This window comes from Streptococcus pseudopneumoniae, from assembly GCF_001070815.1.
In the GTDB taxonomy this organism is placed as follows: domain Bacteria; phylum Bacillota; class Bacilli; order Lactobacillales; family Streptococcaceae; genus Streptococcus; species Streptococcus pseudopneumoniae_P.
Map to the genome: position 1 here is coordinate 1 of NZ_JVLX01000059.1, position 12127 is coordinate 12127.

Below are 12127 nucleotides of genomic sequence, written 5' to 3' on the forward strand. Positions count from 1 at the left end.
TCAATGAAAATCAAAGAGCAAACTAGGAAGCTAGCCGCAGGTTGCTCAAAGCACCGCTTTGAGGTTGCAGATAAAGCTGACGTGGTTTGAAGAGATTTTAGAAGAGTATGACAAAGAAAAACGAACGAGACTTACTTCCAATCATGAAAGCTAGATCTCATTCGTCAAAATGATATTACCAAGTCTGGTTTATCCATTCATTGAAACGTGAACGTGATCATAGTGATTTTCTGTCACGCTACCACGGTCTGGCATTGGGTTCCAAGTATTAGCTGGCCCATATTTGCTATCGAATGGAGCATAGAAACGTTGTTTCCAAATAATGTAACTAATTCCACGGCTGGCCATGTTTTGAATAGCGTATTCCGCAATCTTATCCCCTAATTCTGAGCTTTCTGGTACCATAAAGTCGATAGCCAAACCTTTTCCGTGATCTCCACTGTCTCCTGGACGGTAACCACTAAAGGATGTGATGCCAAACAAGTTAGCAATTTCTTCTTTAAAGGCCGCTGTTTGTGGTTGAAGGCCTGCATTTTCAGATTTCGCTACCGCAAGTCCAGCATAATCGGGCGCAGCTGGAGCCGCGTAAGTTGTTGAAACTGTTTTCGCCTCTTCTGGTTGATAAGTAGAAACTGCTGCTGTAGCTTCACTTGATGATGCTACTTCTTTTGCTTCTTCTGAACTTGTTGCAGTTGTTTCAGGTGCTTTTTCTTCTACTGGTATTGTAGTTGCTTCCACTGTTGAAGCAGCTTGTGGGTTTGCTTGAGTTTCCTCTTTATCAGCTAGAGTCGTTACCTGAGGAGCTGCCTCTTCAACCGGACTGATTGTTTCGGCTGTTTGCTCCGTTGAAGTAGAAGTGTTTATAGATGATGCCACGTCTTCTGCAGCAGTCACTGTCTCTGCAACTTCTGATTTTGATGCTACTTCTTTTGTTCTTGGAACTTCTACCGCTTTTGGAGCTTCTGCAATTGGTTGAGAAAGATCTGCATCCTGAACAGTTTGATTATCAACGGTCACTTGATTGGTTGTCAAATCTGCTGTCGCAGTTGTAACTTCTTCACTAGAATCTGCTTGAGGAGTTTGGATTTCAACTTCTGTTACTTCTTCTGCTTCATTAACAGTCGTTGTCAAAACAGTTTCTGGGTAAATCAAGTCCATATTCGTGATTTTATTCAAATTCGCAAGGACTGTGACATCTACACCCAAGGCTTCTGCAATGGTGCTCAAAGTATCACCATACTGAACTGTATAACTTGTTTTGTTGTCCTTTTTAGTCAAATCGTTTTGGATTTGCTCAACACTACGGGCAGTCCAAAGAACTTCTTCTGCTTGAGTTGCCAATACTGGGGCAAATGACAAGGCTACTGTTGAGGCTAATAATATTCTTTTCTTCATTCTTTCAAATTCCTTTCAAATGAGTACCTGTCTATCATAACACAAAAAATGCAGAAAAAAAGCCCTCTCGGGCCTATTTAACAGAACTGTCCATTCCTTGTAACAAACTTGGTTACTTGAAATAGTTTGTTAGGTCTCTGTCACAAAACTGACACAATCTTATCGTTCCCAATCCCCAAAAATATAAGGAATATCTGCTAACTCTTGAATCCTGTGATTTCCTTCATAAGTCGACTCTAAAAAGTTGATACTTTGAATCCCACTATTCTGGGCAAATTCCACATCCAGAGTCCGATCCCCTATATAGTAGGTCTCCTCAGAATCCAACTGATACTTGTCTAACAGATAGGTAGCCGCTTCTGAACTAGGTTTACGCGCAAAGCCACTCTGACTGGTTAAAGTCTCTGTAAAATAAGATTCCAAACCCAAGTCTCTGAGAATGGTACGAGCATTGTCTCCCTTATGAGTGTAAACAAACTGCTGAATTCTTGATTCGTCCGCCCAATTCAACACCTCACGCGCACCTGGCATCAAAACTACCTGAGCATTCTTCTCAGCCAGACTCTGTGCACGCACCTGATTTAGCACTTTCAAATCCAGTTTTCTCTCTTCTGCCACCTGCACAAGCAAATCCTGAACAGAATACTTGAGAATAAACTCTCTCACCTTCTCCTTATCATAAGGAATAGCAAACTGACCAAAAGTCTCCTCAATCCCTGACAAAATTGCTTCGTAAGAGTCCAATAAAGTCCCGTCTAAATCCCAAATAAAAGCTGGTTTTTGCATTTCCTATCCTTTCAAGCTCATATAACGCTGGTAACGGTAACGTAGAAATAACCAACGAAAACCATTATCCAAAAGGGTTCCGGCCCAAATACCAGGCAAGCCCCAACCAAGCACAATCCCCATCAGATATCCTGTTCCAATGCGGATACACCACATTCCTATACTTGTCGCATAAAAGGGAAGCCGAGCATTGCCCAAACCCTGCCAGACTGCTGTATAGATGACTGTTCCTATCGTCATAGGAGTACCAAGTAGTGAAAAAAGTGTCACTAGCACACTAGCCTCCACCGCTAGAGAATCAGCCGTATAGAGATGAGTCAGTGGTATACCTAAGACATAGATACTAAAGGTCAAGGGCAACATGAGGACCAGAGAAAGCCAAAAGGCTTGTTTACTCAACTGATCTACTCTATTCCAATTATCCTCTCCAACTGCTCGAGCTATCAGCATGACCGTTGCCGTAGCGACGCCAAAAGCAGGCATGTAGTTAAACTGGGTCAAGACTTCTCCGACCGCATTTCCCGCCACTGCCTCCGTTCCAAAAGAAACGACCAAGGCAATGATCACGACATCTCCAGCCCGCATCATGAGCCGCTCTCCAGCTGCTGGCAAAGCTAAGGTCAATAGTTCCTTATCTAAACCAAAAGTCGGTTTCTCAAAAGGCAACTTTAATTGCGACCATAAAATCACAAGACCTACCAAACGAGACAGAATTGTCCCCCAAGCAACACCCGCTATCCCCATATCAAGAACAAAAATAGCTAGACTTGAAAAAAGAATATTCAAGGCATTGGATAAAAAACTAACATAGAGAGGCAGACGTGGATCATGCGTTGCACGAATCAAGGCTCCCAGACTAGTCATTAAACCTAAGAGAACAATCGATCCGCCTACCAAAGATAGGTAGAGTCCACCACTCTCAGCTACATCTCTCTCCGTCCCCAAAAGTCCTATCATCTCTTTCCCAGCTAAGATGGATAAAGCTCCTAAAAGGAAACTTAATAATAAGGTAATCTTCAATGCCTCAGTCACATGATAGGCTAGCATAGATTGATCCTTCTGCCCCAAATTTTTTGAAATAACACTGGAAATAGCAGCTCCCAGAGCGATGAAAATCGCCTGATAAATCGTGATAATATTGCCAGCTACTGATACACCCGAAATAGCTATCAAGCCCAAGTGGGCTACTAAGTAACTATCCACCATCCCCATGAGCATCTGCAAAAAATTTTCGCCCATAGCTGGCAAGGCAATATTAAGAATGTCTTTATTTTTCTTAAACAATCCTTCCTCCTGATGAAAAGAAACTCAGTTGGTTTCCCAACCGAGTTTACTCCCTCTGTCTTAAAGTCCTAGATAAGCCTCAACCGCTGCTTGCATATCAGCAGCTGCCACTGTTGTCTTGTGACGAACAGGAGCTGTTTCAAGCCCGTCAACTGCTGGTGGCACTGCAACTCCTGAAATATCATGTAATTGAGCCAAGGCTTCAAAGTCAGTCAAGCCTACTTTACCTGTTACAGCTTCTACTGCAACCACTGGGAACTTGTATGGACTCGCTGTTGAAGCAATCACTGTCTTAGTCACATCGCCAGTAGCCGCTTGGTATTTCTTATAAACTGCCGAGGCAACCGCCGTATGTGGATCCTCAATGTAGGCATCTGTTTGATAAACACGTTTGATTTCTGCCGAAGTTTCTTCCTCAGTCGCATATTCAGCCGCAAAGAGCTCCAGAATCTCAGCATCAAAATCAGTCAATTCATATTGTCCTTGTGTATTCAAGGCATTCATGAGTTCAGCTGTCTTAACCGCATCATTACCTAAAAGATGGAAAATCAAGCGCTCCAAGTTTGAAGATACCAAGATATCCATAGATGGACTAGTTGTGACTTTAAACTCACGTTTCTTGTCGTAAACACGTGTCTTGAAGAAGTCTGTCAAAACATTGTTGTCATTTGAAGCACAGATTAATTTGCCAACTGGCAAACCAATTTGCTTAGCATAAAAGGCAGCCAAGATATTTCCAAAGTTTCCTGTTGGTACTGTGAAGTTGACCTTTTCACCAGCCACAATCTCACCAGTCTTAACCAACTGAGCGTAGGCATAAACATAATAAACAATCTGTGGTACCAAACGACCAATATTCATAGAGTTAGCTGATGAAAATTGCAACTTGTTGGCAGCTAATTTTTCACGAAGGGCTAGATCGTTAAACATATGTTTCACGTTGGTTTGCGCATCGTCAAAGTTACCGTCAATGGCAATAACATGAGTATTGTCGCCAGTCTGAGTAGTCATTTGCAGCTCTTGTACCTTGCTGACACCATCCTTTGGATAAAAGACGATAATTTCAGTACCTGGAACATCGGCAAATCCTGCCATAGCAGCTTTTCCAGTATCACCAGATGTCGCTGTTAAGATGACAATCTTGTTCTCCAAACCATGCTTCTTAGCAGCTGTTGTCATAAAGTATGGCAAAATAGACAAGGCCATATCCTTAAAAGCAATTGTTGAACCATGGAAAAGTTCCAAGTTATATTGCCCGTCTAATTTCACTAATGGTGCGATAGCTGGAGTATCAAACTTGCTATCGTAGGCATTGTTGATACAGTAGTCCAACTCTTCAGCTGTAAAGTCATCTAAAAATGCTGACAAAACAAGCTTAGCAACTTCCTGATAAGAAGCAACTTTCAATTTGTCAAAATCCAAATCTACCTTTGGATAAGTAAGCGGGGTAAACAAACCACCGTCCGTCGCCAAACCTTGCAAAATTGCTTGGCTGGCAGTTACTGTATTGTTGGCATCACGCGTTGATTGATAAACTAATGTCATTACTCTCTATCCTTTATCTATAGTCCCTTCCATTATATCATGATTTTTCAGAAAATTCTCCCTTTATAAGAGAAATTATAGGCCCAATTCTTCTTTCAAAGACTGTAAATAGATTGTTTCTTGCTTATTTCTCATCTTCAGTCCTTCCTCAGCTAACAGAAGTAAGTCTTTTGAAAACTCTCTAATCGCAACTTCTTCCTGATCTGTAAGCTTTTTCTTAGAAAATTGTCGTCTTAAAAACTTGTAATTTCTACCAAATACTTTAAAGAAAGGTGCTGTTTCTAAGTAAGCTTCTAACTTGTCTAAATGAACTAATAATCCCAAGTGAAAAGCTGCTGAAGTAAAAGTCCTATCAAGAGGCTGAGTACACACACTACGAAACTCAACCGTTCCTCGAGTCGTTAAGTCTTGATACTGATAACTACGATGAGTTTCAAAATCCTTCTCTTGGGGAGAAATAATAACCTCATCCCCATTAAGAGCAAATGCCTGGATTTCAGGCGTAGCTAAATAGTCCCTTACCTGAATAGGATAAAAATAATAGGTCTGCCCATCACGTTCTGCAGTAAAAATTGCAGAATGATCTAGATAATCAAAAAAATCATCCTCATCTTTAAAGAGTCTAGCATTGACACCAACATTCTCTGGATAGATACCATGCATAGATTCTTCCCAGAAAATATCTCTTGAGATTTTTGTATCCCAATCAGCACCTGTAAACTCAGAATTTGCAAATAAATAAGCCTTAGCCCCTTCAATTTGGGTAAAAGCATTAATCACTCGTAAATAGTTAGACTTTGAAACATCCAACTGTACCTGACTCCCACAGATAAAAGCACCATAGTCAGGGAAATGATGCAAGTCTGATTTAGTCACATTTCTGCTCAAACTCAAATAGTCCATCAACATCTGATAGCGTGGATAAGCCACTGGACAATTCTCATTTTTATCCCAGTTGGGATGAATACCACAGCCAACAATAGCATGATTTGATTCAGCTAACTTCTTCTGGATTGCTTCCATATAAATACTAAAACGTTCTTCAACCTCTTGTATCGTTTCAGCCTTACCAAATGCAAACTCAATCGTTGTATAAGAAACTTCAAATAAAATAGCATCCTGACTTATCGGATCTACTAACTGAATAGGGTTTCCAAAATCATCAACCTTTTCTACAGTTAAATCAAAATAAGAAACTAAATATCGGAATAAGTACTTGATAAGTTCAATATCTGTAGCATCCCCTTCCAAGTTTACAACGGGATATTCCAGCTCAATCCCGATAAACAATTCAGGATTTTCTTTAATATTTTTCAAATACCGATGTTTTAATAAATCGATAGAACGAGACATACTTCCCTACACTTTCATAATCTAAATAACATTTGAATAACTATTATTATAACAAAAATAATATAAAAAAGGAACGAAGATTAACTACGTTCCTAACGCTATACTATACCGGCGGCCGGGGTCGAACCGGCACGTCCTTGCGGACACTGGATTTTGAGTCTAATATTATTAGTTTTAAATCTCAGAAATATTGATTTTATAAGCTTTTTTTCCATAATATTTTTTAAAACTTAGTATCACTTCCAAAGTTTAGATACTTTTTAGTAACTATAAAATGCTAGAAAGTATACTCCTTATTAAAAAGAGTTTTGGACTAGTTTTGTGCAATTTTATTACCCATATCCGTAATAAGAGAGGCTAAATTAATTGCCTTTAATGATTGTAGAAATTGGTTGTGAATATCATTAGACACATAACCAGCTAGCAAAATATGCTCAGCCATGTCATATTGCTTAATCAAGAGAATCTTATCATGTTTTTCATTAAATAAAATCGCACTAATTGCTGTATTAAAGACTGGAAAACGAAAACTCGCACATTGTGAACAATAAGGAATATCTCCCTCATCTTTTAAAAATTTTTTCTCCAAAGGATGCCCACATTCGGGACAACAAGTCATTGTTTTGTCAAATATAGAAACCTCTTTTTTAAAGTTCTTAAAAGTAATTTTACCAGTAAAATCGAGACCACGCAAGACATTGAAATAAATCAAGACTTTTTTTAAAATTTATCTTATGATATAATAAACTTATCAGCTATTGGTTCTGAAAAAGTGTCTGCCACAGTTTTACTACAAATTCTCATGACTTGTGCCAAGATTTATAAAAAACGGATAGCTATAATAGCTCTTAGAGCAAAAACATGACATATAGGAGGTTAAAGACATGTCATACTTTTATCTTTTTATCGCCATTGTAGGAGAGATATTGGGAACTAACCTTTTGAAATTATCAGACGGTTTTACAAAGCCTATTCCAACCGTTTCTGCCCTACTTAGCTATGGCGTTTGTTTCTATTTCCTCTCACTAGCAATGCAAAAAATTCCTTTAGGAATAGCTTATGCAACATGGTCAGCTGTCGGTTTAGTTTTGACAGCCTCTATCGCAGTAATGATTTTCAAAGAAACACTAAATGTTTATAGCATTATCGGTTTAATTTTGATTATCATTGGTGTTGTCATGGTTAACTTATTAGGAAATGCAGGACATTAATAAAACCGGCTCTATACTATTTGTAGTGGGTAAATCCCCTATGGATATTATGGAGCCTATTTTGTTGTAGAAAAAAAGTTCCATAAGAACTATAATGAAAAGCTAGAATTCTGTCAATATTTTGGACACATTTTGGGAGGGAATTTTGAAGACTAGCGTCCTCCTAATTTTCCCAATAAGTTTTAACTTCTTCAAAAATCTTATTCAAAAGTTCTGCATCTTTTTCTGACAACTGATTTTTTTCTATAACTCTATCTTTTAGTTCTGTTGCCTTTATTTTATTTCTTGCCACCGAAACTGCTATTGAATGTTTCAAAATATCAAACTCATCCTTTGAAAAGTTTGCAATATTGGTAAGATCTAATTGTTCTAGAGGTAAACTACTGATAATTGAATAAGGTTTTTGTCCCAGCAAATAATCTGTAGTAGTCCCAAAGATATTTGCTAATTTCACAACGAATTCTAATCCTGGTTCTAACGTTCCATTCTCCCACCGAGAATATGTCCCTTGTTGAACTCCAATTAATTCCGATATTTGTACTTGAGTTAACTTTTTTGATTTTCTGAGAGTTTTTAACCTCTCTGAAAATTTATAATCCTCTGTATACATAATTCTCCTATAGATATTCTTATTCGTATATTTTAGCTTGACAAAATATTCTAAACGGTATAAAATAGAATTATTCCATAAGGAATATTTATTTTGAGATTGAATATTCCATTGAGAATATTATAGCATAAAAGGAGGTAAAAGCGTATGTAACTAGTAGTCGATTTAAAAAATTTTAATAAAGGAGGTAGGATTCGACAAAATAAAAAATCTTGAAACAAATGTGCCGTTCGTTCCAAGATCAAAACATATTATGTAACAATTATACCACAGAAAACTCTTCAGTTGCACAAGAAAATTTCGGAGGTTTCACAAAAAGATGACCAATAAAGAGTTAGTCAATCAAATTTCTGGCCTAAACTCTACCTCTACTCTTAAAAATTGGATTCAACTGATTAGAGAGATAAGTGGCAAGGAATTTAAGAAAATTAAAATTCCTATCAGTAGAAATCCAAGAACTCATCAATTAAGTTATACAGTTGCCTATGACTTTACAGACGAAGACCTTAGACAATTTCAAAAGTTAGCTAACCTAAAACTTGAAATAGGTCTCAAAGAGGCTATACAAGCCGTATTTGGGAGTCTAGCAGATAATGAGCAAGAATCCCTAAACCAAGTAATAGATGAGCTCTACGATGAACTGAGCGCCTTGAAACAGGAATTTAAACGAGAAATACGACTGATAAAAATTGAGAATTCCAACCTAAAAAAGAAAATCCAAGATATTGAAGAGTCGATGCAAACCGGCTTACTAGGGTTTGTTAACAAGAGATCAAAAAATAGGTTCGGCTAATAGCGAGTTTTCGGCTGAGCCATGAGGCAGAAAGCCGAAAATGAGCGTAGATGCGGACGGACCATTTTTGACCGATAGGGTGTGTAGTAACACCACCCTCTGCAAGTTAGGTGTACCATCGAAAGAATTCAGTATTTCCAAGGGTTTCGGAGATTTTAAGGGTGGCAAAATTAAGCAAAAAGTTGAATCAAAATCTATGGCAAAAAATGAACATTTACGTTCTGTATTTGACTGGATTCAAATTCAGTTTGATAAGACTGAATTTTCGCCAAGAGAAATAATCGAAGACATTCTATTTCTTGACTATGACCTATTTATTGAGAATAAAGGGAGCCTTAAATACTATAACTATGATAGCCAGCTTCATTATGGGAATATCCGTATCTACTATGGAGCGAAAGAGTCGTCCTACATGCTTGTCATGTCAGGACAGGCACTCGAGTTCTATAGAGATATGGTATTAGATCCAAATAGTCTGTCCGAAAGACAGTTTTTGAACAACCTCTACTACAATTACAATCATTTTTCAGTAAGACGAATTGATATTGCAATAGATGATTTTAATGAAACACCCTATTTCACTCCTAATCAGCTTCTAAAGATTTGTCAGAAGAAACGCTTTATATATGGAAAAAGCACCTACTACAATACCTACGGAGATGAAACAATCGGCCAGACCTTATATTTGAGAAAACCCAATGATGACGAAAGACTTAGAATTTACGATAAACGCTTAGAACGAGCTGAGAAGCTCGGTATCAGCAAGCGGTATATAGAAAATTGGATAAGAACTGAGTTAGAACTTAGGAAAGAAAAAGCTCGCTACTTCATTCAAGAATGGTTGCATTCAGAAATAGATCTTCTCAACTTTACCAAGGGATATCTCAAAGAAAAAGTGAGGTTCTATAGTGATAGCTATTTCTCAAAACCTTTGAGATCTTGGGAAAAGTTTTTAGGCCATTCAAAACCCGTCTCTATCATTATTTCAAAATCAAAAACAGAACTAGAACAAAAATTAGAATGGTTTACCTATAAAGGTTCAGGAGCTATTCTAAAAGCGTATAAATTTCTATACGACAATAACTTACTGCATGAGTATGAGAAAGCTAACTATCTCGCACTCAACAATATGGAATATCCACCAGATTTAGCAAGTGGATTAATAGAAAGAGCAATACTCTTTAAACGAGAGGATTTGATCCCTACAATCAAAGAAAATATTAAAAGGAGAAATTAACTATGGCAAAAATGCTTTCACAAAATGACTGGAATTTTAATAACATTGGAACAAAATTTGAATTGGATGAAGTCATTCCAAAATTTGAAACGGAAGTCCGAGCAGATGCAAACGGAGAAATTATCAAAAACCGAGATGGTAGCGAAAGACGTTTTAATACCGATAAAATCATTGGTTGGAAATACAATGTAACAATCAAGGATGGACAATTCAAAAAGAAATCAACCCAAGTCTCAGTAGACAATCCAGATGCCTTGGTTGATAATGACTATATCCAAGCAATGGATGAAGTACCAGTTACATTTGACAATTTACAAGCTACTATGATTAGCACGACAATGTATTACAAGGCTGATGCTATCCATTTAGTAGATGTAAAACAAAAATAAGTAAAATACAAGGGGAGTTAATCCTCCCCTTAGTTAATCTAATTAGAAAAGGAGATCACATGATTAAAACTGTAACAAAAGATGACCTTATCGAACTTGGATTTGCTCCAGGAACTGCAAGAAAGATTATCCATACCGGCAAATTACTATTAGTGAATCGTGGTTTTAACATCTACGATAACAAAAGGATTGGTACAATTCCAGCCAGTGTCGCAGAAGAACTATTAGGAATTGAACTCCAGAAAGAAGCGTAGCTTATGGCTTTACGTAAAAGTAGAGACGGAACTTGGATTGTTGATGTTTCCAATGGTATAAATCCAATATCTCTAAAACAACGTAGAATTGTAAGAAAAGGATTCAAAACTAAAAAAGAAGCATTGGAGGCCGAACAATACTTACGAAGTGTCGAACTTAAAGAAAAAAGTTTCAACTCAAAAATATCAATTGATATCCTTTATGATCTCTTAAAAGAAGAGGATAGAATAAACAACAGAAAACAAAGCTATATAGATACACAAGAAAACAACTATAACAGGCATATAAAAAACTATTTTGAAAAAGTTGATGATGTAGCTAAATTAACTTATGAAGATATCTATCAATTCAGAGAACATCTAAGAGATAAAAATACTCAAAACTCAGAAAAGAAGCTAAGTCCAAACACTATTAATAAAATTATAATTTTACTAAAGAAAATTCTGGATGTTGGATTAAGAAAGGGATTTTACAAGGAACATCCCGTAGGATTACTGAAAAAATTACCCATAGAAAAAGTAAAATTAAATTTCTGGACAGTAAAAGAATTTAAGCATTTCTTAACACTATTTAGCAACGATGAATACAATATAAAATTACTATTCACAGTTCTATTTTTTACTGGTCTAAGACTCGGAGAAGCTCTTGCTCTAACGTGGAAGGACATAGAGTTTTCTACAAATACAATCCATGTAAGTAAATCAATATACGTTAAAAAAGGTGAAGAACACATTAGTAGTACAAAGACAAAAGCTGGAACCCGAAGAATCATCATGAACACCAAACTAGTGGAGACACTAGAAGAATGGAGGCAAACACAGCATGAAAGATTAAAAGAATTTACAACCAACCTAGATGATCTACAGATATTTCAAAATAGCCCGATTACGATAACTAAGGATTCAATCGAAAAACAATATAAAAAAATATTACAAAGAGATAGTTCTTTAAAAAAAATAAGAATTCATGACTTCAGGCATTCACATGCTTCCCTACTAATAAACCAAGGAGAAGATTATCTTGTCGTAAAAGAAAGATTAGGACATGCTTCTATAACTACAACAATAGATACATACTCTCATTTGTATCCAAGCAAGCAACAAAAATTAGCGGATAAATTAGATGATTTGTTATAAAACTAGTAATTTTAAGTAACTCAGCGTTACAAATTCAACAAATAAAAGAAAAAGACAAGGTCCGAAAACCTTGTCTTTAATACTATACCGGCGGCCGGGGTCGAACCGGCACGTCCTTGCGGACACTGGATTT

Annotated in this window: 13 protein-coding genes; 6 read left to right on the forward strand and 7 right to left on the reverse strand. The window is 37.0% G+C overall.

Annotated elements, in window-relative coordinates:
• Positions 1 to 189: 189 nt before the first annotated feature.
• The 6 genes from ADG81_RS07295 to ADG81_RS07320 all read right to left on the reverse strand — a co-directional run bounded on the left by ADG81_RS07295 (position 190) and on the right by ADG81_RS07320 (position 7075).
• Positions 190 to 1395 carry a LysM peptidoglycan-binding domain-containing protein gene (locus ADG81_RS07295; RefSeq protein ID WP_049551352.1) on the reverse strand — a complete coding sequence of 402 codons (1206 nt, stop codon included), beginning with the start codon at positions 1393 to 1395 and terminating at the stop codon, positions 190 to 192.
• A 159-nt stretch (positions 1396 to 1554) separates the two neighbouring features.
• The gene (locus ADG81_RS07300; RefSeq protein ID WP_049551353.1) at positions 1555 to 2181 is read right to left on the reverse strand and encodes an HAD family hydrolase; all 627 of its coding nucleotides are present in this window, start codon (positions 2179 to 2181) and stop codon (positions 1555 to 1557) included.
• 3 nt (positions 2182 to 2184) lie between these two features.
• The gene (locus ADG81_RS07305) at positions 2185 to 3465 is read right to left on the reverse strand and encodes an MATE family efflux transporter (RefSeq protein WP_049551354.1); all 1281 of its coding nucleotides are present in this window, start codon (positions 3463 to 3465) and stop codon (positions 2185 to 2187) included.
• 60 nt (positions 3466 to 3525) lie between these two features.
• On the reverse strand, positions 3526 to 5010 hold the full coding sequence (gene thrC / locus ADG81_RS07310) for a threonine synthase (protein ID WP_049551355.1): 1485 nt from the start codon (positions 5008 to 5010) through the stop codon (positions 3526 to 3528).
• 75 nt (positions 5011 to 5085) lie between these two features.
• Positions 5086 to 6363 (reverse strand): glutamyl-tRNA synthetase, encoded by a 1278-nt coding sequence (locus tag ADG81_RS07315; RefSeq protein ID WP_049551356.1) that lies wholly within the window; start codon positions 6361 to 6363, stop codon positions 5086 to 5088.
• Between the two features lie 313 nt (positions 6364 to 6676).
• Positions 6677 to 7075 (reverse strand): hypothetical protein, encoded by a 399-nt coding sequence (locus ADG81_RS07320; RefSeq protein ID WP_009732039.1) that lies wholly within the window; start codon positions 7073 to 7075, stop codon positions 6677 to 6679.
• A 172-nt stretch (positions 7076 to 7247) separates the two neighbouring features.
• On the opposite strand from ADG81_RS07320, the gene ADG81_RS07325 reads away from it, so the two are divergent.
• Entirely contained in the window at positions 7248 to 7574 is a 327-nt protein-coding gene (locus ADG81_RS07325) for a DMT family transporter (RefSeq protein ID WP_009732038.1), read from the forward strand.
• A gap of 163 nt (positions 7575 to 7737) precedes the next feature.
• Here ADG81_RS07325 and ADG81_RS07330 read toward each other — a convergent pair whose 3' ends face one another.
• On the reverse strand, positions 7738 to 8184 hold the full coding sequence (locus ADG81_RS07330; RefSeq protein ID WP_000287814.1) for a helix-turn-helix transcriptional regulator: 447 nt from the start codon (positions 8182 to 8184) through the stop codon (positions 7738 to 7740).
• 319 nt (positions 8185 to 8503) lie between these two features.
• On the opposite strand from ADG81_RS07330, the gene ADG81_RS07335 reads away from it, so the two are divergent.
• From ADG81_RS07335 to ADG81_RS07355, 5 genes are read left to right on the forward strand one after another with little or no spacing between them, the layout of a single operon-like run.
• Complete coding sequence (locus ADG81_RS07335) at positions 8504 to 8977, forward strand: hypothetical protein (RefSeq protein ID WP_049502267.1); 474 nt, start codon at positions 8504 to 8506, stop codon at positions 8975 to 8977.
• A gap of 40 nt (positions 8978 to 9017) precedes the next feature.
• Positions 9018 to 10214 carry a replication initiation factor domain-containing protein gene (locus ADG81_RS07340; protein ID WP_049551357.1) on the forward strand — a complete coding sequence of 399 codons (1197 nt, stop codon included), beginning with the start codon at positions 9018 to 9020 and terminating at the stop codon, positions 10212 to 10214.
• 2 nt (positions 10215 to 10216) lie between these two features.
• Positions 10217 to 10603: a hypothetical protein gene (locus tag ADG81_RS07345; protein ID WP_001096843.1), complete on the forward strand. Its 387-nt coding sequence runs from the start codon at positions 10217 to 10219 to the stop codon at positions 10601 to 10603.
• A gap of 59 nt (positions 10604 to 10662) precedes the next feature.
• Positions 10663 to 10857, forward strand: coding sequence for a DUF3173 domain-containing protein (locus tag ADG81_RS07350; protein WP_000598356.1), 195 nt, complete (start codon positions 10663 to 10665; stop codon positions 10855 to 10857).
• Positions 10858 to 10860: 3 nt separating this feature from the next.
• Entirely contained in the window at positions 10861 to 11994 is a 1134-nt protein-coding gene (locus ADG81_RS07355) for a tyrosine-type recombinase/integrase (protein ID WP_009732034.1), read from the forward strand.
• Positions 11995 to 12127 lie beyond the last annotated feature (133 nt).